Here is a 24,438-nt window from a genome sequence, read left to right as displayed (position 1 = left end):
ATCAGAGGCCGGCGGCCACGATCTCCAGCAGATTCTCCAGCGACGGCTCCATGATCTCGATCAGCGGTGCCGGGTACAGGCCCAGCCAGAGCACCGCCGCGGCGAGCACGGCCAGCACCAGCAACTCGCGCCGGTCCACATCCTCGAGCTTGGCCACATCGTCACTGGTCACCTCGCCATACATCACCCGCCGCACCATCCAGAGCGTGTAGGCAGCCCCCAGGATGAGGGTCGTGGCGGCGGCGAAGGCATACCAGAAATTGGCCTGGAAGGCGGCCAGGATGACCATGAACTCGCCGACGAAGCCGGACGTTCCGGGCAGGCCGGCATTGGCCATCGCAAACAGCACGAAGAAGCCGGCGAAAACCGGCATGCGGTGGGCGACGCCACCGTAATGGGCCATCTCGCGGGTGTGCATGCGGTCATACAGCACGCCAACGCAAAGGAACATCGCGGCGGAAATGAAGCCGTGCGAGATCATCTGCACCATGCCGCCTTCCAGCGCCAGCAGCATGCCGCTGCCACCGGTACGATCGGCGATCGCGAAGATAATGAAGAAACCGAGCGTGACGAAGCCCATGTGAGCGATGGATGAATAGGCGATGAGCTTCTTCATGTCCTGCTGCATCATCGCCACCAGGCCGATGTAGACCACCGCGATCAGCGACAGCGCAATCATCAGCCAGTCCAGCGTCATGCTGGCCTCGGGCACCACCGGCAGGCTGAAGCGGACGAAGCCGTAACCACCGATCTTGAGCATGATCGCAGCCAGGATCACCGAGCCACCGGTAGGCGCCTGCACGTGCGCATCGGGCAACCAGGTATGTACCGGCCACATCGGCACCTTGATGGCAAAGGCCATCAGGAAGGCGATGAACAGCCAGATCTGCGCATTCAGCGGCAAGTCGAGGCCGTAGAAATCCAGGATGTGGAAACTACCGCCGGCCTGGAACTGCAGGTAGACCAGGGCCACCAGCATCATCACCGAGCCGATGAAGGTGTAGAGAAAGAACTTGATCGTGGCATAGATGCGGTTGGCACCGCCCCAGATACCGATCAGCAGGAACATCGGCACCAGCATCACTTCGAAGAACACGTAGAACAGGATCGCGTCCAGTGCCGAGAACACGCCCACCATGATGCCATTGAGCATCAGAAAGCAGGCCTGGAACAGTGCCGGCTTGACGGTAATCCGGCGCCAGGAGGCGATCAGGACCAGCAGGGTGGAGAAGGTGGTCAGCACCACCAGCGGCATGGAAATACCGTCCACACCCAGGTGGTAATTGACGTTCAGCGCCTCGACCCATGACCGCAGCTCGACGAACTGCATCGCCGCGGTGCCCGACTGAAACCCCGTGATCAGCCCGAGGCTGAACAGGAACGTCAATGCGGCGGTGCCAAGGGCCACGATTCGACCCTGCTCCTCGCGGTCGTCGCCAAGCGCCAGCACGACCACGGCGCCGAGGATCGGCAGCCAGATCAGCAAACTCAGCAATGGCCAGGATGATTCCAACATCCGCTGTGTTCCTTTCCGTCAAATGGTGCCGCCGGCCTCAGGAGGCCGACGATACAGAATGGCTTGCCTAACGTGCCCCGAATACGAACCAGGTCAGCATCACGACCAGGCCAATGATCATCACGAAGGCGTAGTGATACAGGTAACCTGTCTGCAGCCGCCGCATCACGCCGGCGGCCCAACCGATCGAGCGCGCGGTGCCGTTGACCAGCAGGCCATCTATCAGGCGTGCGTCGGTCACCCGGGAGAAAAAGCCACCCAGCGCGCGGCTACCGCCGGCAACGCCCTTGATGTACAGGTCATCGAAGCCGTACTTGTTCTCGAGCACCGCATGCAGGGGCCGCAGGCGTGACTGGATCACCGGTGGCAGATCCGGCCGCTTGATATACAGGAACCAGGCGGTGGCAACACCGGCGGCGGCCAGATAAAGCGGTGGCGTGACAAAGCCGTGGGCGATGAAGCCGAACGGCCCGGTGTAATCCTGACCAAGGTACGCCAGCACATCATTCGCCCGGTGGACGAAGATGGCGCCATCGAAAAAGCCGCCGAAGACCATCGGTCCGATCGTGAACAGCCCGATCAGTACCGACGGCACCGCCAGCAGGATCAACGGCACGGTCACCACCCGCGGGCTTTCCTGCAGGTGCTCGCGGGTGTGGTGATCCATGCGGCCCTCGCCGTGGAACACCATGAAGAACAGTCGAAAGCTGTAGAGCGCGGTGACAAACACCCCGAGCAGCACCATCAGGTACGCAAAACCGGCGCCAGCCCGATCCGAGGCATGCACGGCCTCGATGATCGCGTCCTTGGAGAAGAAGCCGGAGAAGCCCGGGAAACCGATCAACGCCAGCGTGCCGAGCAGCATGGTCCAGTAGGTGACCGGCATGTACTGCTTGAGACCGCCCATCTCGCGCATGTCCTGCTTGTGGTGCATGGCGATGATCACCGAACCGGCGCCGAGGAACAGCAGGGCCTTGAAGAAGGCATGGGTCATCAGGTGGAACACGCCGGCGGCATAGGCCGATACCCCGAGTGCGACGACCATGTAGCCAAGCTGGGACAGCGTCGAATAGGCCACCACGCGCTTGATGTCGTTCTGCACCAGGCCGATCAGGCCCATGAAGAACGCGGTGAAGGCGCCGATCACCAGGATGAACGACAGCGCCACCTCGGACAGCTCGTACAGCGGCGACATCCGCGCCACCAGGAAGATGCCGGCGGTGACCATGGTGGCGGCGTGGATCAGGGCCGAAATGGGTGTCGGGCCTTCCATGGAGTCGGGCAGCCAGACATGCAGCGGCGCCTGCGCCGATTTACCCATGGCGCCGATGAACAGCAGAATGCCGGCCACCGTGACCACCTTCCATTCGGCGCCGCCGAAGATGCTCATGGTGCGATCCGGGTCCGCCTCGGCGGCGGCAAACACTTCGACATAATCGAGGCTGCCGAAATAAAACAGCACCGCGCCGATCCCCAGGAGCAGGCCGAAGTCGCCGGCCCGGTTGACCAGGAAGGCCTTGAGGTTGGCAAACACCGCCGTGGGCCGGTTGAACCAGAAACCGATCAGCAGATACGAGACCAGGCCAACGGCTTCCCAGGCGAAGAACAGCTGCAGGAAGTTGTTGGACATGACCAGCATCAGCATCGCGAAGGTAAACAGCGCGATGTAGCTGAAAAACCGCTGATAGGCATTGACCCCGGCCAGACTGCCAGCCGGCCAGTTTTCCTCGTCGTGGGACATGTAGCCGATGGTGTAGACGTGCACCATCAGCGAGACGAAGGTCACCACGGTCATCATCATGGCCGACAGGTTGTCGACCAGGAAACCGACCTCGAATCGGATCCCCTCGGACACCATCCAGGTGTAGACGGTGCCGTTGAACGGCTGCACCCAACCGGCCATCAGGCCGATCAGCACGAGCAGCGACAGCGCGAAGGAGATACCGACACTCAGGCTGGTGACCCAGTGCGCGCCTTCGCGGCCAATACGCGAGCCCAGCAGCCCGGCGATCAGGGCGCCGACCAGCGGGAACAGCACGATGAGCAGATAGATCGTCTTCATAGCTGTGCCGTCACCCCTTCATGGTGTCCAGATCGGCCACATCGATGGAGTTCCGGTTGCGGAACAGCGCCACCATGATGGCCAGACCGATGGCCGACTCCGCGGCCGCCACGGTCAGGATGAAGAACACGAAGACCTGCCCGGCCAGATCGCCCATGAAGGTGGAGAAGCCGATGAAATTGAAATTCACCGCCAGCAGGATGAGCTCGATGGACATGAGCAGCACGATGGCATTCTTCCGGTTGAGGAAAATGCCAGCCATGCCCAGGGCGAACAGCAAGGCCCCCAGCACCAGATAATGCGATAAACCGATCATAGAAATCCCTGTGCCCGATTAGCGCTCAGCGTGAGCCGCTCTGCTGGTTGCGCGGCAGATCCACGGTCCGCAGCCTGTCTTCCTTGCGGACCTTCACCTGACGGCCCGGATCCTGGTGTTTGGTGCCCTCGCGCCGGCGCAAGGTAAGCATGATCGCGGCGATGATGGCCACCAGCAGGATCACGGCTGCCAGTTCAAACGGGTAGACGTACACCGTGTACAGCACCGAGCCGAGCAGGGCGGTATTCCCGGCATCCTCCGGAATCGGCAGGTCGCCGCTGGGCAGGGTCGCCGGATCCATGATCCCGGAACCCACCACCAGCAGCATCTGCACGACCATGACCACCGCGATCGGCAGGCCGATATAGAGATGCCGGACGAAACCTTCGCGCAGCTTCTCCAGGTTAATGTCCAGCATCATCACCACGAACAGGAACAGCACCATCACCGCGCCGACATAGACCAGCACCAGCACGATGCCGAGGAACTCGGCACCGGCCATGATCCACAGCGCGGCGCTGTTGAAAAAGGCCAGCACCAGATACATGGCGGCATGCACCGGGTTGCGCGCGGTGATCACCATCGTGGCGGCGAAGATCAGCACCGCGGCGAAACAATAAAAGATAAAAAGCGTCATACCGACCCCTGTCCCTAACGGTAAGGCGCGTCAGCGGCGCGGTCCGAAGCGAGCTGTTTCTCGTACTTGTCGCCCACGGCCAGCAGCTTGTCCTTGGTCATGATGTTCTCGCCACGGTTTTCCATGTGGTACTCGTGAATCCGTGTCTCGACGATGGAATCCACCGGGCAGGATTCCTCACAGAAGCCACAGTAGATGCACTTGAAGAGATCGATGTCATAGCGGGTGGTGCGGCGCTGGCCATCCTCCCGCTCCTCGGACTCGATGGTGATCGCCAGCGCCGGGCAGACCGCCTCGCACAGCTTGCAGGCGATGCAGCGCTCCTCGCCGTTGGGATAGCGTCGGAGCGCATGCAGCCCCCGGAACCGCGGCGATTGCGGCGCCTTTTCCTCGGGATACTGGATCGTGACCTTGCGCCGGAACAGGTTGCGTCCGGTCAGGCGCAGCCCGAGCAACAATTCCCAGAGGAAAAAGGTCCGAAAGAAATCACGAATCGCTGTCATGCCACACGCTCCAGGCGATCACGCCGAGCCATCAGTCAAACCAGGGGCCGAAACCGGCCAGAATCATCAGCGCCAGGACCACCAGCCAGACCACGGTGACCGGGATCAGCACCTTCCAGCCGAGGCGCATGATCTGGTCATAGCGGTAGCGCGGGAAGGTGGCGCGGAACCACAGGTACAGGTACAGGAAGCCGGCCACCTTGATCACGAACCAGACCAGGTCCGGCACCAGGTCAAACACCGGGCCCAGTACGGGCAGCCCGTGGAACGGCGAATACCAGCCACCCATGAACAGGATCACGGCCAGACCGGAAATCAGGATCATGTTGGCGTATTCGGCCAGGAAAAAGACCGCGAAGGCGACGCCGGAATACTCGACGTGGAAACCCGCAACGATCTCCGACTCGCCCTCGGCCACGTCGAACGGTGCGCGGTTGGTCTCGGCCACACCGGAAATCCAGTAGACAACGAACAGCGGCAGCAGCGGCAACCAGAACCAGTTCCAGATCGGTCCGGCCTGCGATTGCACGATGCCACTCATGTTCATCGTGCCCGCGGCCATCAGCACACCGACCAGGGCGAAGCCCATGGCAATCTCGTAGGACACGATCTGCGCCGCCGAGCGCATGGCGCCGAGCATCGAATACTTGGAGTTGGCGGCCCAGCCGGCAAGGATGACGCCGTAGACGCCCAGCGAGGTCATCGCCAGCACGTAGAGCAGACCCGCATTGATATCCGTCAGGACAAGGCCCGCACCAAACGGGATCACCGCCCAGGCAGCCAGCGCCGGCATCAACGACAATAACGGCGCAACCAGGAACAGGAAGCGGTTGGCATTGGACGGCAATACCACTTCCTTGAACATCAACTTGAAGACATCGGCGAACGGCTGCAGCAGCCCCATCGGGCCGACGCGGTTGGGACCATTGCGGTTCTGGATCCAGCCGATGATCTTGCGCTCGGCATAGGTCAGATAGGCGACCGACAGGATCAGCGGCCCAAGGATGGCGCCAATCTTGGTCAGAATCCAGACCAGTTCTATCAACTCAGCCATGCGTGTCTCACAACCCCTGTCATCGTCCCGGTCACGCTATTAGTGCACCGGACGTGCAACGTGAGGCGCCTGTCTGCCCGCACCTCACGAATCTCGTTTTTCGTTGTACCGGCGATTGCCGGCGAAAGGCCCGTGTTCAGGCCTTGTGTACCGCGACGCGCCCAAACTGCGCCCCCAGTCCGGCGGTCTCGCGGACCCCCGCCGGGACCACCACGGCACCCCGTGGCACCGCATCGTCAAGCACCAGCGGCATGCGGATATCCCCGCCATCCTGGCGCAGCAGAACCCAGTGCTCGCCGTCCAGCCCCTGGGCCGCGGCTTCCTCGGGATGCATCCGTGCCCTCAAGTCCCGGGCCGCATCGGTCTGTTGCAACGCGGTCGCCCGACGCACCAGTGAATCACCGGCATACAGCGGCACCAGGCCGATACGCTGCAGGCCCTCCGATTCCGTTGCCGCGTTGGCGGCAAGCGGCCCCGGCGCCATCGCCTGCGGACTCACGCCAGCGCATACCGCCTCCAGTTCATCAGTGATTTCGTCGGCGGCATTGTAGCCGAAGCCGTCGAGCTCCAGCAGGTTGCCCAGCACGCGCAGGATTTTCCAGCCCGGCCGGGCCTCGCCTGGCGGCGCCGCGACACCAGGGAACCGCTGCCAACGGCCCTCGGCATTGACCAGCGTGCCGGCACTCTCGCCGAAACTGGAGGCCGGCAACAGGATGCTGGCGTATTCCTTCATTGCATCGGAGGCAAACGGCGTCACCGCGATGACGTTCCCGGCCCGGGACAGGGCCTGCAAGGCCACCGCACTATCCTGGCAGTCCAGCTCCGGCTCGGTGCCGAACAATACGAAGGTATCGAGCTGTGCGCGGAGCATGCCGGCAACGTCAAGTCCAGTCGAGTCCACATCCTTGCCGCCGGCGCGGCGATGCGGCACGGCACCCGCGAGCCATGCACCGACGCTGGCCGCGTTCTCCGCGACCACACCATGGGCATTGCCGCCGAGTCCTGCCAGGTGGGCCGCCAGTGAACGCAGTGTCGCCGCCTGCGGGTGGGTTTCCGCAAGGCTGCCCAACAGCACCAGGCCACGCTCGGCCTGCACCAGTGCAGCTGCCAGATTCTTCTCGGTCTCACCGATCACCTGTTGATCGGCGAGTTCGGCGACCCCGTCGGGCGCGGGCTTGCCGGCCGCCTCGGCTGCGGCCAGCACCAGCGCCGCCAGTGCCGGCACCAGGCGCTCAGGCGCAACCGCAAACTGGTCGGCAGGATAGGTCAGGTCCTGCACCAACGGATTCAGATAGGCAACCCGTCCCCCGGCCTTCACCGCCTTGCGCAGGCGATGATTGAGGATCGGCTGCTCGGTGCGCAGCAGCCCGCCGATCACCAAGGTTACGTCGCGGTTGTCCAGCGACTCCAGCGGCAGCCCCAGCCAGGGAAATGCCGGCCGCGCGGCCTGGTCGGAGAAATCACTCTGCCGCAGACGGCTGTCGATATTGTTGCCACCGAGGCCGCGCAACAGCAGTCCGAGCAGGTATTGCTCCTCCAGCGTTGCCTGCGGCCCAGCGAGCACGCCGATGCGCTCGGCCGCAGTTGCCCGCAGACTGTCGACCGTGAGCTCCAGCGCCGTGTCCCAGCTCACCGTCCGCCAGCGACCGTCAACCTTGGCCATCGGCTCGTTCAGGCGCTCGTCACTGGCGAGCCCCTGGTAGGCAAAACGGTCGCGGTCAGCGATCCAGCATTCATTGATCGCTTCATTGTCACGCGGCACCACCCGCTTGATCGAGCCGCGCACATGATGGATCTGCAGGTTGCTGCCGACACTGTCGTGCGGCGACACGGAGGCATGGCTCAACATCTCCCAGGAGCGGGCGCTGAAGCGGTACGGCTTCGAGGTCAGCGCGCCCACCGGGCACAGATCGATGATGTTGCCGGACATCTCGGAATGCACGCCGCTGCCGACGAACGTCGAAATCTCGGTGTGCTCGCCGCGGAACATGCCCCCCAGCTCGGAGGTCCCGGCCACTTCGTCGAGGAAGCGCACGCAGCGCGTGCAATGGATACAGCGGGTCATCTCGGTGGCAATCAGCGGACCCAGGTTTTCGTCCTTGACCACGCGCTTGCGCTCGCTGAAGCGGGACACGCCGCGCCCGTAACCCAGGGCCAGATCCTGCAACTCGCACTCCCCGCCCTGGTCGCAGATCGGGCAGTCCAGCGGATGGTTGATCAGCAGGAACTCCATGACCCCTTTCTGCGCCTTCAGCGCACGCTCGGAGCGGGTCCGGATCTTCATGCCATCGGCCACCGGCGTGGCACAGGCGGGCAGGGGCTTTGGCGCCTTTTCCACATCCACCAGACACATGCGGCAGTTGGCGGCGATCGACAGCTTGCGGTGGTAACAGAACCGCGGCACCGCCACATCGCCCTTGTCGGTGGCCTCGATGATCATCGAGCCCTTCGGCGCCTGCATTTCGACGCCATCGACTTCGATCGTGACCAGACCCGGATTGTTGGCTTCGGCCCGTTCGCTCATGCGGCAGCTCCTGCGGCGCCATTCACCATCGAACGGCCATGCTCGATGTAGTACTCGAATTCGTGCCGGAAATGCTTGAGGAAGCTTTGCACCGGCCAGGCAGCGGCCTCGCCGAACGCGCAGATGGTGTGGCCCGCGATCTGGCCGGCCGCGGCATCCAGCAGTTCCAGATCTTCCGGCCGGCCCTTGCCGTCGAGAATGCGGCGCAGCACGCGGTACATCCAGCCGGTACCTTCACGGCAGGGTGTGCACTGGCCACAGGACTCGGCGTAGTAGAACCGGCTGATCCGGCAGATGGCCTTGACCATGTCGGTGGCTTCGTCCATCACGATCACGCCGCCAGAACCCAGCGCCGAGCCGGCCTCGGCCAGGCTGTCGTAATCCATGTCCAGCTGCAGCATGATCTCACCGGGAACCACTGGCATCGACGAGCCACCGGGGATCACCGCTTTCAGCTCACGGCCGTAACGCACCCCGCCGGCCATTTCCAGCAGCTCGCGGAACGGCGTGCCCAGGGCAATCTCGAAGTTGTCCGGATTGGCCACGTGGCCGGACATGCAGAAGATCTTGGTGCCACCGTTATTGGGCTTGCCCAGATTCAGGAACCAGTCGGCACCCTCGCGCATGATCGCTGGCACCGAGGCCAGGGTCTCGGTGTTGTTGATCGTGGTCGGCCGGCCGTACAGCCCGAACTGGGCCGGAAACGGCGGCTTGAACCGGGGCTGACCCTTCTTGCCTTCCAACGATTCCATCAGCGCCGACTCCTCGCCACAGATGTAGGCGCCCGCACCGTAATGGTTGTGCAGATCGAAGTCGATGCCGGAGCCGCGGATATCGCGGCCCAGCAGGCCCGCATCGTAGGCTTCCTTCAATGCGCCTTCCATGCGCTCGAACGGCAGGTGATGGAACTCGCCGCGCATGTAGTTGTACGCCACGGTAACGTCCATGGCATAGGCGGCGATGGCCATGCCCTCGATCAGCGCATGCGGGTTGAAGCGCAGGATGTCGTGGTCCTTGCAGGTACCCGGCTCGGACTCGTCGGAGTTGCACAGCAGGTATTTCTGCCCCGGCGCATTACGCGGCATGAAGCTCCACTTCAGACCGGCGGCAAAGCCGGCACCACCGCGACCGCGCAGGGCCGACTTTTTCACCGTGTCGATAATCTCGCCCGGTGGCGTCTTCTCAGCCAGGATCTTCTCCCAGGCCTGGTAGCCACCGACCTTGCGATAGTTTTCCAGGCTCCAGGGCTGATCGAATGCCAGCGTCTGAAAGCAGACTTCATTCGCCATGGCTTACTCCAGCTCGTCCAGGATCTTGTCCACCGTCTCCGGCGTCAGATGCGTGTGGTAGTGGCCATCGACCACCATCATCGGACCACCCGTGCAGGCCGCCAGGCATTCTTCCTCGACCTTCAGCGTGATGCGGTTGTCCGGCGTGGTCTCGCCGAGACGGATGCCAAGCTTCTTCTCGCAGTGACTGACGATCTCGTCCGAACCCATCAGCATGCAGGAGATATTGGTGCAGATATTGACCTTGTGCCGGCCCACCGGCTTGGTATCGAACATGGTGTAGAAGGTCGCCACCTCGTAGATCTGCACCGGCGGCAGATCCAGGTACTCGGCCAGGGCATCCATCAGTTCGTTGGTCAGGTAACCGCCGTTGGCATCCTGCAGCACATGCAGGGCCGGGATCACCGCCGAGCGCTTGCCTTCCGGCGGAAACTTGGCCAGCCAGTGATCGATCTGACGGCGCACGTCGTCGGACAGCAGCTGCCCATCGTTGGAAACCGCACTCATCGGTCAATCTCCCCGAAAACGATGTCCTGCGTGCCGATCAGCGCTACCACATCAGCCAGCATGTGACCGCTGGCCATCTCGTCCATCGCCGCCAGATGGGTGAACCCGGGCGCCCGGACCTTCAGCCGGTAAGGCTTGTTCGCGCCATCGGAAATCAGGTAGCAGCCGAATTCGCCCTTCGGCGCCTCGACCGCGGCATAGGCTTCGCCGGCGGGCACCGTATAGCCCTCGGTGAAGAGCTTGAAGTGGTGGATCATGGATTCCATGTCGTCCTTCATCTCTTCCCGGCTGGGCGGCACGATCTTGTGGTCACCCAGCATCACCGGGCCTGGATGCTGCCGCAGCCAGTCGATACACTGCTTGACGATCCGGCAGGACTGACGCATTTCCTCGACCCGCACCAGGTAACGGTCGTAGCAGTCGCCGTTGGTGCCCAGCGGAATGCGGAAATCCAGCTCGTCATAGACCTCATAGGGCTGCTTGCGGCGCAGATCCCATTCCACGCCCGAACCACGCAGCATGGGGCCGGTGAAGCCCAGTTCCAGCGCACGCTCCGGCGACACCACGCCGATACCGACAAGGCGCTGCTTCCAGATCCGGTTATCGGTGAGCAGCGTCTCGTACTCGTCGACGCAGGCCGGGAAGCGCTCGCAGAAATCCTCGAGAAAGTCGAGCAGCGATCCCTGGCGGGCGGCATTCAGGTCCTTCAGATCCTTGTCGCTGCGGAAGCGGGACGCCTCGTACTGCGGCATGCGCTCCGGCAGATCGCGGTAGACACCGCCCGGCCTGTAGTAGGTGGCATGCATGCGCGCACCGGAGACCGCCTCGTAGACGTCCATCAGGTCCTCGCGCTCGCGGAAGCAGTACAGGAACACCGTCATCGCGCCCACGTCCAGGCCATGCGCGCCAAGCCACATCAGGTGATTCAGGATGCGCGTGACCTCGTCGAACATGACGCGGATGTACTGCGCCCGCCGCGGCGGCGTGATGCCGAGCAGTTTTTCGATGGCCAGCACATAACCGTGCTCGTTGCACATCATGGACACGTAATCGAGACGGTCCATGTAACCGATGCTCTGATTGTAGGGCTTGCTTTCAGCCAGCTTTTCGGTCGCCCGGTGCAGCAGGCCGACGTGCGGATCGGCCCGGCGAATGGTCTCGCCTTCCATCTCCAGCACCAGGCGCAGCACGCCATGGGCAGCCGGATGCTGCGGTCCGAAATTCATTGTGTAGGAGCGAATGTCAGCCATTACCGGCGTCCTCCTGCGGCCGATCGTCGTCGGCATAACGACTGTCCTGGCGCACCACCCGTGGCACCAGCACCCGCGGTTCGATGGAAACGGGCTCATAGACCACGCGACCCTTTTCCTCGTTGTAGCGAACCTCGACGTTACCGATCAGCGGGAAATCCTTGCGGAAGGGGTGGCCGATAAATCCGTAGTCGGTCAGCAGGCGACGCAGGTCCGGATGCCCTTCGAAAATGATTCCGTAGAGATCGAAGGCCTCGCGCTCGAACCAGTTGACCCCGGCCCAGATGTCGATCACCGACGGCACCACCGGGAAATTGTCGTCCTCGCAGAAAACCCGAACGCGCAGGCGATGGTTATGCGTCACCGACAGCAGGTGATAGACGGCGGCAAACCGCCGGCCGGTATTGCTTTCGATGGTATCTGTACCGTAAATGCCGGTGAGGCCCAGTCGGGCGAAGTTGTTGCCCTGGACGCCACGCGAAAAGCCGGCATTGGAGGCCTGTTCGGTGATCCATTCACCCTGGCCGTAGGCGGCATAGTCAACGCCGCAGAGATCGGTGAGCTGTTCAAAGCGAAACGGCTCCTCGTCGCGCAGCGCGGTCATCATTTCGAGCAGATCGGAGGCACGCGACTCGATGGTCAACTCGCCCACATCCTGGCATGCGGAGACTATCCGGTCTCCAAAGCGCTCGCGCAGGCGTTCCAGCAGGCCGTCAAGGGCGTCAGACATGGTCACACTATCCTGAGAAGCTAGCGGGCGATGGTGTTGGTGCGGCGGATCTTGTTCTGCAACTGAACAATGCCGTACAGCAGCGCCTCGGCGGTCGGCGGGCATCCGGGCACATACACGTCCACCGGCACGACCCGATCACAGCCGCGCACCACCGAATAGGAGTAATGGTAGTAGCCGCCACCGTTGGCGCAGGAGCCCATGGAAATCACCCACTTGGGATCGGACATCTGGTCATAGACCTTGCGCAGCGCCGGCGCCATCTTGTTGCACAGCGTACCGGCAACAATCATGACGTCGGACTGGCGCGGGCTCGGACGGAAAATGACGCCGAAGCGGTCCATGTCGTAGCGGGCGGCGCCAGCGTGCATCATCTCGACCGCGCAGCAGGCCAGGCCGAAGGTCATCGGCCACATCGAACCGGTGCGCGCCCAGTTGATCAGCTTGTCCGCCGAGGTGGTGACGAAGCCCTTCTCCAGAACGCCTTCTACTCCCATTCCAGCGCTCCCTTCTTCCATTCGTAAAGGAACCCGATCAGCAGAATGCCCAGGAATACCGCCATTGCACCGAAGCCGAACAGGCCGATCTCATCCAGCACGATCGCCCAGGGGAACAGGAAGGCTATCTCCAGATCGAAAATGATGAACAGGATGGCGACCAGGTAGTAGCGCACGTCGAATTTCATGCGCGAATCCTCGAACGCCTCGAAACCGCACTCGTAGGGAGACAGCTTCTCGTCGTTGGGCCGATGCGGGCCCAGCACGAAACCCACGGTGATGAGCACAACGCCCATGCCCAGACCGACGATAATGAACAACAGGATTGGCAGGTAGGCTTCGAGCATTCGAGCGTCCTCGACCGGCGCCCGCGAGAGCACGCATCGGGACGACACGCGCGCAGACGCATTTCGCAGTGCAGTATAAGGTCGCGCGGATCGCTCCGTCAACCAGCACTACGGATTAATATTTAACAAAATCAAAAACTTAAGAAGCCCGAAACAGACCGGGCATAATTGGTGCGGATGGCCGGACTCGAACCGGCACGGCTTGCGCCACTGCCCCCTCAAGACAGCGTGTCTACCAGTTCCACCACATCCGCTGATGTTCAGGGTTGGATCCTGAAAGCCGGCCGAAGTCTAGCAACCTCCCCCTGCAGCGGCAAGAGAGAAACCGCCATCAACCAGCATCTGGCGCAATGCAGCCTACTCGTCCGGGGCGGGCGGCGCCTGTTCGTTGGCCGCGTCATCGTCTTCCGGTGCGGCCGGCGCAGTCTCTTCCGGGACCGGCTGGTCCGGCACCCGATCAACCACACTGCCGGGTCCCGCCTGTCGCGCTGCGATCATTGCAAGCGTCAGACTGGTCAGGAAGAACCCGGTCGCCAGCATGGCGGTCATCCTGGTCAGGAAAGAGGCCGAACCCCGGGAACCGAACACCGTCGCCGATGCGCCACTGCCGAATGCGGCGCCGGCATCGGCACCCTTGCCATGCTGCAGCAGGACCAACACCACCAGCACCACCGCAATCAACACATGAATGACCAGAATGATCTGTCCCATCAGGACCTCTCTCGAACCGGGGCGCGGGCCTAGGCTGCTGCTGCCCGGCAAATTGCCAGAAACTGATCGGCCTTCAGCGATGCTCCGCCAATTAGACCGCCATCGATATCGTCCATGCCGAACAATGCGTCGGCGTTGTCGGCCTTGACACTGCCGCCATACAGGATCGTCACGTCCGGTGCGGCGGATCCAAGCTGGGTACGCAGGAAGGCGTGCACCGCCTGGGCCTGCTCCGGCGTCGCCGTGCGTCCGGTGCCAATGGCCCAGACCGGCTCATAGGCAATGACCAGGTCTCGGGCCCGGTCCGCGCCGGTCGCTGCCAGCACGGCCTGCAACTGCCGCTGCACCACGCCTTCAGTCTGATCCGCGTCGCGCTCCTCCAGCGTCTCGCCGACGCAGACGATGGGCGTCAGACCAGCTCCCAGCGCAGCCAGAGCGCGCTGGCCGACCAGCGCATCCGACTCGCCGTAAAGGGCGCGCCGTTCGGAATGCCCAACCAGGGCATAACGACAGCCCGCCTCCTGCAACATGGCACCGGATATTTCGCCAGTGAAGGCGCCCTCGCCCTCCTGGTCGCAGACATTCTGCGCGCCAACTTCGATCGCGCTGCCGGCCACTCGCTCGGCCACCTGCGGAATCAGAATCGCCGGCGGGATCACCGCCATGGCCGGCGGCGCCTCGATCTGGTCGACCTCGGCCAGGATGCCATCAAGCAGTTCGCGGACCATGGCCCGGTTGCCGTGCATCTTCCAGTTGCCCGCCACGAAGTTCCTGCGCATGCCCTTGCTCCTCCGAGAAAGCCGTCCAGGTCGCGGCCGATTCCGTTGCAATGCTTATGGCGGCCGCGCCGGCCGCCAGAGGACAAAACCTCATTGCGCGACCGAAAATCAGCCGGCAATGGTAAGGAAGGCAGCCAGTCTTGTCGAGAGGACGACTCGGGATCGGCCGGGTGGCCGGCATGATAACCGGGAACACCCTGGAACGGGGCGCCGCCTAACCGGCCGCCGCGCCCACGGCCTCGGCAATGCGGCTGGCACAACGGCTGACCTGCTCCGGGTCAACCCCCTCGACCATGACCCGCACCACGGGCTCGGTTCCCGACGGACGTAGCAGGACGCGCCCGGTGTCACCGAGGTCTGCCTCCACCGCGGCAACCGCGCGCCGGACCGATGCGTCCTGTACCGGGTTGACGCCCCGTTCGACCGGCACATTGATCATCGTTTGCGGCAAACGCCGCATCCCCTGCTTGAGGTCATGAAGACTGCGCCCGGTATGCTTCATGATCTCCAGCACTTGCAGCGCCGAAATGATGCCGTCACCGGTGGTGGTTCGGTCCAGGCACACCAGGTGACCCGAGGATTCGCCACCCAGCAGGCCATTCTCGCGGCGCAGCAGCTCCATGACGTAACGATCACCCACCTTGGCACGCCGAAAAGCGATACCTTTCTCGCTTAGCGCGAGTTCCAGTCCGAGATTGCTCATCAGCGTGCCAACCACCGGCCCGCGGAGCTTGCCGGCGGCGTGCCGGCCGCTGGCAATGATGAACAGCAATTCGTCGCCGTCCACCAACTCGCCCTGCTCATCCGCCATCAGCACGCGATCGCCATCACCGTCCAGGGCGATGCCGAGATCGGCGCCGTGCTCCCGAACCGCCGCCTGCAATTGTTCCGGATGAGTGGACCCGCAATCGACATTGATATTCAGGCCGTCGGGCTCATCTCCGATGGGAATCACATCGGCACCCAGTTCGCGGAACACCTCCGGTCCCACCTGATAGGTGGCGCCATTGGCGCAATCGATGACCAGCCGCAGATCATCGAACCGCATTGTCCGGCTGACCCGACCCTTGCAGAACTCGATATACCGCCCGGGTGCGTCGGCCAGCCGGGCAACCTTGCCGAGCTCCGCGGACGGCACGGTCAGCAGCGGCTGTTCCAGTTCGCGCTCGATTGCCTCCTCGGTGGCATCGTCCAGCTTGTGGCCATGACCGGAAAAGAACTTGATGCCGTTGTCCTCATGCGGGTTGTGCGAGGCGCTGATCACCACGCCGGCGGCCGCATGAAAGGTGCTGGTCAGGTAGGCAATTGCCGGCGTCGGCATCGGACCCAGCAGCCGGATATCCGCACCAGCGGCGGACAGACCGGCCTCCAGGGCCGATTCGAACATATAGCCGGAGATCCGCGTATCCTTGCCGATCATCACCAGTGGCCGGCGCTCGCGTCCCAGTACGCGGCCCAGGGCCCAGCCAAGCTTGAGCATGAAATCCGCGGTAATCGGCGGTTCGCCGACCCTGCCGCGAATGCCATCCGTGCCGAAATAGTGTCGTGCCATTTCCTGTTGACCCCTTGCGTCAGCCGGCCGCCTTGCCGCCCAGCACCGCGGCGACGAAATCCATGGCTTCACGGGTCGCCGCCACATCGTGCACGCGGATGATGCGGGCACCGAGGGTCGCCGCCATCACCGCTGCCGCCACGCTGCCGTGCAGCCTCTCCTGCGGCGGCTTGTTGGTCGCCTGACCGACCATTCCCTTGCGCGACATGCCAACCAGCACCGGCAGCCCGGTGGCAACAAACTGATCCAGCTCGCGCAGCAGCTGGAAATTATGGGCCGAGCGCTTGCCAAAGCCGAAACCGGGGTCCAGAAGCAGGCGCCGCCTGGGAAGGCCGGCGGCCTCGCAGGCGGCAACGCGCTGCAGCAGGAAGTCGAGTATTTCCTGCGTGACATTCCGGTAGCGCGGATCCTCCTGCATGGTCCGCGGCGTGCCCAGCATATGCATCAGGCAAACCGGCAGACCGGTCTCCGCCGCTGCCTCCAGCGCGCCGTCCGCACGCAGGCCATTCACGTCGTTCAGCAATCCGACACCCACTTCGGCCGCCGCGCGCATCACCTCGGGTTTGCTGGTATCCACCGACACGGGCACCGGCAGGGCCGGGCACAGGGCCTCGAGCACCGGCATGATGCGACCGCGCTCCTCGTCGAGCGGCACCGGCTCGGAACCCGGCCGGGTGGATTCGCCACCGACGTCGATCAGATCCGCGCCCTCCTCGACCATGGCATGCGCCCGGTCCAGCGCGCGCGCGGGATCGATGAAGTGGCCACCGTCGGAAAACGAGTCCGGCGTCACGTTGAGAATGCCCATCACCCGCGGTGCCGCCAAATCCAGCCGATGCCGCCCGCACTCCAACACCGGCCCCTGCCTGTCCTGTCGTTCCATGCCTGCATCCGTTAAAAAACAGTGCCCGCGCGGCGGACCGTGCGGGCACTGGCGTCAAGGAAACACTGATCTATCGGGCGCAGACGCGGGAATAAATCAGCGTTTCCCTAGTGTTCGCCGGCCGGCGAACCGATGCCACCCTCGCCTTCCCGCCTGTCATCGGCAGGCCTGGCCTCGCGGTTATCACCGCTGCTGCCGGAGCTGCCCTGACCGTCGTTCCAGCCGCGTGGCGGCCCCACCGGACGACCCGCCATGATGTCGTCGATCTGGCTCTTGTCGATGGTCTCGTACTTCATCAGGGCATCGGCCATGGCATGCATTTTGTCCATGTTGTCCGTGATGATCTGCTTCGCCCGCGCATAGTTGTCGTCGATGATGCGACGGATCTCGTTCTCGATGGCATGGGCGGTCTCATCCGAGATCTGTTTCTGCTTGGCCATGGAATGGCCAAGAAACACCTCGCCCTCATCCTCGCTGTAGGCCAGCGGGCCCATCCGATCGGAAAGCCCCCACTTGGTCACCATGTTGCGGGCAATCTGCGTGGCCCGCTCGATGTCATTCGAGGCACCGGTGGTCACCTTGTCGTCGCCGTAGATCACTTCCTCCGCGATACGGCCACCGAACAGCGAGGTAATCATGCTGTTGAGTCGCTGCTTGGAGTAGCTGACCCGGTCCTCTTCCGGCAGGAACATGGTGACACCAAGGGCCCGCCCGCGCGGGATGATCGTGACCTTGTGCACCGGGTCGTGCTCCGGAGTGATCCGGCCGACGATCGCGTGACCGGACTCATGGTAGGCGGTCAGGCGCTTGTCATCCTCGTTCATCACCATGGAACGGCGCTCGGAGCCCATCATGATCTTGTCCTTGGCCCGCTCGAAGTCCTCCATATCCACTTCGCGCTTATTGCTGCGCGCCGCGAATAGGGCGGCCTCGTTGGCCAGGTTGGCCAGATCGGCACCCGAGAAACCGGGGCAGCCGCGGGCAAGAATGAACGGATCGACATCCCGGGCCAGCGGCAGCTTGCTCATGTGTACCTTGAGAATCTGTTCGCGGCCACGCACATCCGGCAGCGGCACCACCACCTGACGGTCGAAGCGGCCAGGGCGCAGCAGTGCCGGGTCCAGCACGTCGGGGCGGTTGGTGGCGGCGATCACGATGATGCCCTCGCTGCCCTCGAAGCCGTCCATTTCCACCAGCAGCTGGTTCAGGGTCTGCTCGCGCTCGTCGTGGCCGCCACCCAGGCCCGCGCCGCGCTGTCGGCCGACCGCGTCGATCTCGTCAATGAAGATGATGCAAGGCGCATGCTTCTTGGCCTGGGCGAACATGTCGCGCACACGCGAGGCGCCCACGCCGACAAACATCTCGACGAAGTCGGAACCCGAGATGCTGAAGAACGGCACCTTGGCCTCGCCGGCGATCGCTTTCGCCAGCAAGGTTTTGCCGGTACCCGGCGAGCCAACCATCAAGACGCCGCGGGGGATATGCCCACCAAGGCGCTGGAACTTGGTCGGGTCGCGCAGGAAATCGACCAGCTCGGAAACCTCTTCCTTGGCCTCCTCGACGCCGGCGACGTCGTTGAACGTGACCTTGACCTGTTCCTCCGTCATGAGCTTGGCCTTGCTCTTGCCGAAGGACATTGCACCGCGACCACCGCCGCCGCCCTGCATCTGGCGCATGAAATAGATCCAGACGGCAATCAGCAGCAGGAAGGGTGTCCAGGAGATCAGGATCTGCAGCAGCATGCTGCGGCCCTCGGCCTCCTCCGCATCAATGCTGACACTGTTATCCAGCAGGGTGCCGATCAGGGCACGGTTGTCCGTCTCCGGACTCATCGTGCGGAAGCTATTGCCACCGGTTGTGGTGCCGCGGATTTCCTGACCCTGCAGGGTCACCTCGCTCACATTGCCGCGTTCCACATCGGCAAGGAATTCGGAGTAGGTGATCTTGTCGGTCGTCGTCTGGCGATCCTGGAAATTACTGAAGACCGACATCAGCACAACGGCGATGATCACCCACAGAATCAGGTTCTTGGCCATATCATTCAAGGTGGTTCACCTCGGTCGTTGAAGCCATCGGCGCAAGCCACTCACGCGATAGCATTTGGAGTCACTGCAATGACCGCCGGGGTAACCTTCGACGGTACTACAGCCGCCGGCCCCGGGCCAGCAGGTAAATTTCGCGGCTGCGCCCCCGCGACGCCTCCGGCTTGCGTGAGACGACCCGGTCGAATTCGCTTCGCAGTGTTTTCAAGAACGGGTCAAAACCCTCGCCCTGAAAAGTCTTGACCAGAAAATCGCCGCCCGGTTTCAACACGTCGCGGGCGAAATCCAGCGCTAGTTCCACCAGGTACATGGCGCGCGGCTGGTCCACTGCCTTCATTCCCGAGATATTGGGGGCCATGTCCGAAAGCACAAGGTCCACCGGTCGACCGCCAAGCGCATCACGCAGCTGCTGCAGCGCCTCATCCTCGGTAAAATCCGCCTGCAGCACCGTGGTGTCGGCCAGCGCGTCCATGGGCAGAATGTCCAGCGCCACCACGCGGCCCGCGCTGCCCACCTTTTCGGCCGCAAACTGGCTCCAGCCGCCGGGGGCCGCCCCCAGGTCGACCACCACCATGCCTGGCCGCAGCAGGCGATCCTTGGCGTCGATCTCCTGAAGCTTGAACACCGCCCGCGAGCGGTATCCCTGGCGCTGCGCCTGCTTGACGAACGGATCGTTGAAATGTTCGCGCAGCCAGCGACCGCTACTCTTGCTGCGTGCCATCATCCGCCTCCCGTGCCAATTCCTGCCGCGCCCGCGCCAGCGCCCGGCGAATACGCCAGGCCAGCCAGCCGGCACCCAGCAGCGAACCGCCGAACAACGTCAGCAGTTCCAGCGGCCGGCTCAGCGGCGCGATCATGACGCCGAACCAGAGACACAGCAAGGCCAGCACCAGCACCCCCAAGTCCAGCTTCACCGCCGGCAGCAGGATCGTCTGAGTGGCGCCGCCGCCGCGTGCTACACTCCCGCGCCTGTGATTTCCGGAGTCTGATTGCTGCATCATGAAAAGCCTCAACGAAGACCAGAAACGGCACCTGCGCCGATTGGGCCATGCGCTGAAACCGGTAGTGCTAATGGGCGCCGGTGGCCTGAGCGATGGCGTGATGGCCGAAATCGACCAGGCACTGGACGATCACGAACTGATCAAGGTCAAACTGGTGGCCGACGACCGTACCGAGCGCCGCGAACTCGGTGAACGGATCAGCCGGGAACAGGACGCCGCCCTGGTCCAGGCCGTGGGCAACATCATCCTGCTGTTCCGCCGCTCCCGCATCGAAAAGAAGCGCCGCATCGCGCTGCCCTGAACAAACGCTGATCGGAGTTTTCATTCCTATCGGCGCCCGACAGCCGTGGGAAGGTGGCTGGAACGCGGCGCAGGAATGTCGGCCGCATGGACGCGGCCGTCAAGCCCCCATGGATGGGTTTACGGCGGTTCCGGAGCCGCGTTCCGGCCACCTTCCCGCGGCGCCTGCACGGCACCCCCGCAGTCACCTACCCCCGTTCAACGGCCAACGGCATAGCGACACCACATTCAGATGTACTTCACCGCCAGAATTTCGTACTCACGGGTGCCGCCCGGCGCATCCACCGAGGCGATGTCCCCTTCCTCGTGACCGATCAGGGCACGGGCGATCGGTGACTGCACCGAAATCAGGCCCTGCTTGATGTCCGCCTCATCCTCGCCAACGATGCGGTAGGTGAATTCCTCGCCGGAGTCCTCATCCACCAGATCCACCGTCGCACCGAACACCACCTTGCCGTTGGCGTTCAGCTTGGTCACGTCAATGATCTGGGCATTCGACAGCTTGCCCTCGATGTCCCTGATCCGGCCCTCGGCGAAGCTCTGCTGCTCCCGCGCCGCATGGTATTCGGCGTTTTCCTTAAGATCACCGTGGGCACGCGCCTCGGCAATGGCCTCGATGATGCGCGGCCGCTCTTCATACTTCAGTCGATTCAGTTCCTCGCGAAGCTTTTCGGCACCCCGCAGGGTCAGCGGCACCTTGCTGCTCATGCCGTGGCCTCCTTGTGCAATGTCTGCAGACGGTTCACGGTGGTTTCGTTCAGATAGTCCAGCGCCAGCACGATGGCACGCGCACCCGCCATCGTGGTGGTGTAACTCACCTTGTGATGCAGGGCCTCGCGGCGGATGGAATAGGAATCCGCGATCGCCTGCCGCCCTTCGGTGGTATTGATGATCAGGTCAACCTGCTCGTTCTTGATTGCGTCCACCACATGCGGACGCCCCTCCCGCACCTTGTTGATGGTTTCACAGGCGACGCCGGCAGCTTTCAGGGTATCGGCGGTGCCGTGGGTCGCAATCAAGTCGAAACCCCAGCCGGTCAATGCCCGGCCAATCTCCGGCAACAAGGATTTGTCCGCCTCGCGCACGCTGATGAAAACCCGGCCGCTGGTCGGCAGATTCACGCCGGCCCCGCGCTGCGCCTTGGCGTAAGCGGCACCAAAAGTATAGCCAACACCCATGACCTCACCGGTGGATTTCATCTCCGGACCCAGGATCGGATCAACGCCGGGGAATTTGATGAACGGGAACACCGCCTCCTTTACCGAATAGAAGGCCGGTATCACCTCGCGGGTGAGGCCCTGCTCGGCCAGGGTCTGGCCAACCATGCAGCGGGCGGCCACCTTGGCCAGCGGCACGCCGGTTGCCTTGGACACGAACGGCACCGTGCGGGAGGCCCGGGGATTGACCTCCAGGATGTAGATCTCCTCACCCTTGATCGCGAACTGGGTGTTCATCAGGCCGACCACGCCCAGTGCCCGCGCCAGTTGTCCCACCTGGTCACGCAGGCGATCCTGCATGGCCTGGGACAGGGTGTAGGGCGGCAGGGAGCAGGCCGAATCGCCGGAGTGCACGCCCGCCTGCTCGATGTGTTCCATGATGCCGCCGATCAGCACCTCGCTGCCGTCGCAGACCGCGTCGACATCGACTTCCACGGCATCGTCGAGAAAACGATCGAGCAACACCGGCGAATTGTGCGAGACCTTGACCGCCTCATTCATGTACTGGGTCAGTTCGCCTTCGCCATAGACAATTTCCATGGCCCGGCCACCGAGCACATAGGACGGACGCACCACCAGCGGATAGCCGATCTCGGCGGCAAGCTGCAGGGCCTGGTCGGCGGCCCGTGCCAGCCGGTTCGGCGGCTGCTGGATGCCCAGCCGCTCGATCAGCTGCTGAAAGCGCTCCCGATCCTCGGCCAGGTCAATCGAATCCGGCGTGGTGCCGATGATCGGCGCCTTTGCCGCCTCCAGGTCCCGCGCCAGCTTCAGCGGCGTCTGGCCGCCGTACTGGACGATGAGGCCCTCTGGCTGCTCGCGGTGAATGATCTCGAGTACGTCTTCCAGCGTCAGCGGCTCGAAATACAGCCGGTCGGAGGTGTCGTAGTCGGTGGACACGGTCTCCGGGTTGCAGTTGACCATGATGGTCTCGAAGCCGTCCTCGCGCAGGGCGAAGGCGGCGTGCACGCAGCAGTAGTCGAACTCGATGCCCTGGCCGATCCGGTTCGGGCCACCGCCGAGCACCATGATCTTGCGCCGCTGCGAGGGCTCTGCCTCGCACTCCTCCTCGTAGGTGGAGTACATGTAGGCGGTGCTGGAAGCAAACTCCGCGGCACAGGTGTCGACGCGCTTGTAGACCGGATGGATGCCGGCCTCCCAGCGCAGCGCCCGAATCGCATCTTCACTGCTGCCCAGAAGGCGGGCCAGGCGGGCATCGGAAAAACCGCGTCGCTTGAGCCCGCACAGCCGGTCGGCCGTCAGCCGGGCCAGGCCGCCGGCGCAGACCTCGGCTTCATGCGCCACCAGGTCGGCAATCTGCGCCAGGAACCAGGGATCCACGGCAGTGATGCGGTAGACCTCGTCGACCCCCAGTCCCGCGCGGAAGGCATCCGCCAGGTACAGCACACGCTCCGGTCGCGGCATCTTCAACCGGTCACGCAACTGATCCAGCAATTCGTCGGTATTCGCCAGCAACCGCTCGTCCAGCCCCTCGAGATCGGTCTCCATGCTGCGCAGGGCCTTCTGGAAGGACTCCTGGAAGGTGCGGCCGATGGCCATTGCCTCGCCCACAGACTTCATCTGCGTGGTCAGTACCGCCTCGGCGCGCGGGAATTTCTCGAAGGTGAAGCGCGGGATCTTGGTGACCACATAGTCGATGCTGGGTTCGAATGAGGCCGGCGTGGCGCCACCGGTAATCTCGTTGCGCAGTTCATCCAGCGTGTAGCCCACGGCCAGCTTGGCCGCGACCTTGGCGATCGGGAAGCCTGTCGCCTTGGAGGCCAGCGCCGAGGAACGAGACACCCGCGGATTCATCTCGATGATGATCATGCGGCCGTTGTCCGGGTTGATCGCGAACTGCACGTTCGAGCCGCCGGTCTCGACACCGATCTCGCGCAACACCGCCAGCGAGGCATTGCGCATGATCTGGTATTCCTTGTCGGTCAGCGTCTGCGCCGGCGCCACGGTAATGGAATCGCCGGTGTGCACGCCCATCGGGTCGAGGTTTTCGATGGAGCAGATGATAATGCAGTTGTCCGCCTTGTCGCGGACCACCTCCATCTCGTATTCCTTCCAGCCGAGTACCGATTCCTCGATCAACAGTTCGTTGGTCGGGCTCAGGTCCAGGCCGCGCTCGCAGATCTCGATGAATTCCTGCCGGTTGTAGGCAATGCCGCCACCGGAACCGCCCAGCGTGAATGACGGCCGGATGATGGTCGGGAAACCGATCCGGCTCTGCACGTCCAGCGCCTCGTCCATGGAATGCGCCAGTTCGGCGGTGGGCGTGTCCAGCCCAATGGCGTTCATTGCATGGCGGAAGCGTTCCCGGTCCTCGGCCTTGTCGATGGCATCCTTGGAGGCGCCGATCATTTCCACGCCGAACTTTTCCAGCACGCCATGCCGGTCCAGATCCAGCGCGCAGTTGAGCGCCGTCTGCCCGCCCATGGTTGGCAGCAGCGCATCCGGCCGTTCGGCCTCGATGATCCGCTCGACCACATCCCAGCTCACCGGCTCGATGTAGATCGCATCCGCGGTATCCGGATCGGTCATGATCGTGGCCGGATTGGAATTCACCAGAATGACGCGGTAACCCTCCTCACGAAGGGCCTTGCAGGCCTGCACGCCGGAGTAATCGAACTCGCAGGCCTGGCCGATCACGATCGGACCGGCGCCGAGGATCAGCACACTCTGGATGTCGGTACGCTTGGGCATGGTGTCTCGCTT

Annotated in this window: 23 protein-coding genes and 1 tRNA gene; 1 reads left to right on the top strand and 23 read right to left on the bottom strand. The window is 63.5% G+C overall.

Going from position 1 to position 24,438, the window contains the following annotated elements; genetic code table 11:
- Nucleotide 1 precedes the first annotated feature (1 nt).
- The 21 genes from M0534_RS06215 to M0534_RS06115 form a co-directional block, all read right to left on the bottom strand.
- Nucleotides 2-1,516: an NADH-quinone oxidoreductase subunit M gene (locus tag M0534_RS06215; protein ID WP_248567557.1), complete on the bottom strand. Its 1,515-nt coding sequence runs from the start codon at nt 1,514-1,516 to the stop codon at nt 2-4.
- A 67-nt stretch (nt 1,517-1,583) separates the two neighbouring features.
- The gene (gene nuoL, locus M0534_RS06210; protein ID WP_248567556.1) at nt 1,584-3,578 is read right to left on the bottom strand and encodes an NADH-quinone oxidoreductase subunit L; all 1,995 of its coding nucleotides are present in this window, start codon (nt 3,576-3,578) and stop codon (nt 1,584-1,586) included.
- Nucleotides 3,579-3,588: 10 nt separating this feature from the next.
- Entirely contained in the window at nt 3,589-3,894 is a 306-nt protein-coding gene (gene nuoK, locus M0534_RS06205) for an NADH-quinone oxidoreductase subunit NuoK (RefSeq protein WP_248567555.1), read from the bottom strand.
- Nucleotides 3,895-3,919: 25 nt separating this feature from the next.
- Complete coding sequence (locus M0534_RS06200) at nt 3,920-4,531, bottom strand: NADH-quinone oxidoreductase subunit J (protein ID WP_248567554.1); 612 nt, start codon at nt 4,529-4,531, stop codon at nt 3,920-3,922.
- 14 nt (nt 4,532-4,545) lie between these two features.
- Nucleotides 4,546-5,034, bottom strand: coding sequence for an NADH-quinone oxidoreductase subunit NuoI (gene nuoI, locus M0534_RS06195; RefSeq protein WP_248567553.1), 489 nt, complete (start codon nt 5,032-5,034; stop codon nt 4,546-4,548).
- Between the two features lie 31 nt (nt 5,035-5,065).
- Nucleotides 5,066-6,088, bottom strand: coding sequence for an NADH-quinone oxidoreductase subunit NuoH (gene nuoH, locus M0534_RS06190; protein WP_248567552.1), 1,023 nt, complete (start codon nt 6,086-6,088; stop codon nt 5,066-5,068).
- Nucleotides 6,089-6,224: 136 nt separating this feature from the next.
- Complete coding sequence (gene nuoG, locus M0534_RS06185; RefSeq protein ID WP_248567551.1) at nt 6,225-8,612, bottom strand: NADH-quinone oxidoreductase subunit NuoG; 2,388 nt, start codon at nt 8,610-8,612, stop codon at nt 6,225-6,227.
- Nucleotides 8,609-9,901, bottom strand: a complete 1,293-nt coding sequence (gene nuoF, locus M0534_RS06180; protein ID WP_248567550.1) for an NADH-quinone oxidoreductase subunit NuoF — start codon at nt 9,899-9,901, stop codon at nt 8,609-8,611. Before nuoF ends, nuoG begins: the two co-directional genes overlap by 4 nt.
- Before the next feature lie 3 nt (nt 9,902-9,904).
- Nucleotides 9,905-10,408, bottom strand: a complete 504-nt coding sequence (locus M0534_RS06175; RefSeq protein ID WP_248567549.1) for an NADH-quinone oxidoreductase subunit NuoE family protein — start codon at nt 10,406-10,408, stop codon at nt 9,905-9,907.
- The gene (locus M0534_RS06170) at nt 10,405-11,658 is read right to left on the bottom strand and encodes an NADH-quinone oxidoreductase subunit D (protein WP_248567548.1); all 1,254 of its coding nucleotides are present in this window, start codon (nt 11,656-11,658) and stop codon (nt 10,405-10,407) included. Before M0534_RS06170 ends, M0534_RS06175 begins: the two co-directional genes overlap by 4 nt.
- Complete coding sequence (locus M0534_RS06165; RefSeq protein ID WP_248567547.1) at nt 11,651-12,388, bottom strand: NADH-quinone oxidoreductase subunit C; 738 nt, start codon at nt 12,386-12,388, stop codon at nt 11,651-11,653. Before M0534_RS06165 ends, M0534_RS06170 begins: the two co-directional genes overlap by 8 nt.
- A 20-nt stretch (nt 12,389-12,408) precedes the next feature.
- Nucleotides 12,409-12,885 carry a NuoB/complex I 20 kDa subunit family protein gene (locus M0534_RS06160; RefSeq protein ID WP_248567546.1) on the bottom strand — a complete coding sequence of 159 codons (477 nt, stop codon included), beginning with the start codon at nt 12,883-12,885 and terminating at the stop codon, nt 12,409-12,411.
- Nucleotides 12,876-13,232 carry an NADH-quinone oxidoreductase subunit A gene (locus M0534_RS06155; RefSeq protein WP_248567545.1) on the bottom strand — a complete coding sequence of 119 codons (357 nt, stop codon included), beginning with the start codon at nt 13,230-13,232 and terminating at the stop codon, nt 12,876-12,878. Before M0534_RS06155 ends, M0534_RS06160 begins: the two co-directional genes overlap by 10 nt.
- A gap of 169 nt (nt 13,233-13,401) precedes the next feature.
- A tRNA-Leu gene (locus M0534_RS06150) sits at nt 13,402-13,486 on the bottom strand.
- A gap of 103 nt (nt 13,487-13,589) precedes the next feature.
- Nucleotides 13,590-13,943, bottom strand: coding sequence for a preprotein translocase subunit SecG (secG, locus tag M0534_RS06145; protein WP_248567544.1), 354 nt, complete (start codon nt 13,941-13,943; stop codon nt 13,590-13,592).
- A 29-nt stretch (nt 13,944-13,972) separates the two neighbouring features.
- Entirely contained in the window at nt 13,973-14,722 is a 750-nt protein-coding gene (gene tpiA, locus M0534_RS06140; RefSeq protein WP_248567543.1) for a triose-phosphate isomerase, read from the bottom strand.
- Between the two features lie 214 nt (nt 14,723-14,936).
- Nucleotides 14,937-16,274 carry a phosphoglucosamine mutase gene (gene glmM / locus M0534_RS06135; protein WP_248567542.1) on the bottom strand — a complete coding sequence of 446 codons (1,338 nt, stop codon included), beginning with the start codon at nt 16,272-16,274 and terminating at the stop codon, nt 14,937-14,939.
- 19 nt (nt 16,275-16,293) lie between these two features.
- Nucleotides 16,294-17,157 (bottom strand): dihydropteroate synthase, encoded by an 864-nt coding sequence (folP, locus tag M0534_RS06130; protein ID WP_248567541.1) that lies wholly within the window; start codon nt 17,155-17,157, stop codon nt 16,294-16,296.
- Between the two features lie 107 nt (nt 17,158-17,264).
- The gene (ftsH, locus tag M0534_RS06125) at nt 17,265-19,202 is read right to left on the bottom strand and encodes an ATP-dependent zinc metalloprotease FtsH (protein WP_282571320.1); all 1,938 of its coding nucleotides are present in this window, start codon (nt 19,200-19,202) and stop codon (nt 17,265-17,267) included.
- Nucleotides 19,203-19,299: 97 nt separating this feature from the next.
- Nucleotides 19,300-19,923, bottom strand: coding sequence for a 23S rRNA (uridine(2552)-2'-O)-methyltransferase RlmE (gene rlmE, locus M0534_RS06120; protein WP_248567540.1), 624 nt, complete (start codon nt 19,921-19,923; stop codon nt 19,300-19,302).
- Nucleotides 19,901-20,200 carry a hypothetical protein gene (locus M0534_RS06115; protein WP_248567539.1) on the bottom strand — a complete coding sequence of 100 codons (300 nt, stop codon included), beginning with the start codon at nt 20,198-20,200 and terminating at the stop codon, nt 19,901-19,903. The genes rlmE and M0534_RS06115 overlap by 23 nt, the downstream gene beginning before the upstream one ends.
- On the opposite strand from M0534_RS06115, the gene yhbY reads away from it, so the two are divergent.
- Entirely contained in the window at nt 20,199-20,501 is a 303-nt protein-coding gene (yhbY, locus tag M0534_RS06110; RefSeq protein ID WP_248567538.1) for a ribosome assembly RNA-binding protein YhbY, read from the top strand. The two genes, M0534_RS06115 and yhbY, sit on opposite strands and share 2 nt — an antisense overlap.
- Before the next feature lie 227 nt (nt 20,502-20,728).
- Here yhbY and greA read toward each other — a convergent pair whose 3' ends face one another.
- Nucleotides 20,729-21,208 carry a transcription elongation factor GreA gene (gene greA / locus M0534_RS06105; protein WP_248567537.1) on the bottom strand — a complete coding sequence of 160 codons (480 nt, stop codon included), beginning with the start codon at nt 21,206-21,208 and terminating at the stop codon, nt 20,729-20,731.
- Nucleotides 21,205-24,426, bottom strand: coding sequence for a carbamoyl-phosphate synthase large subunit (gene carB, locus M0534_RS06100; protein WP_248567536.1), 3,222 nt, complete (start codon nt 24,424-24,426; stop codon nt 21,205-21,207). The genes greA and carB overlap by 4 nt, the downstream gene beginning before the upstream one ends.
- Nucleotides 24,427-24,438 lie beyond the last annotated feature (12 nt).

Origin of the sequence: Methylonatrum kenyense (assembly GCF_023195885.1) — a bacterium.
GTDB classification, from domain to species: Bacteria; Pseudomonadota; Gammaproteobacteria; order Nitrococcales; family Aquisalimonadaceae; genus Methylonatrum; species Methylonatrum kenyense.
This window is presented reverse-complemented; position numbering and strand designations above follow the sequence as displayed.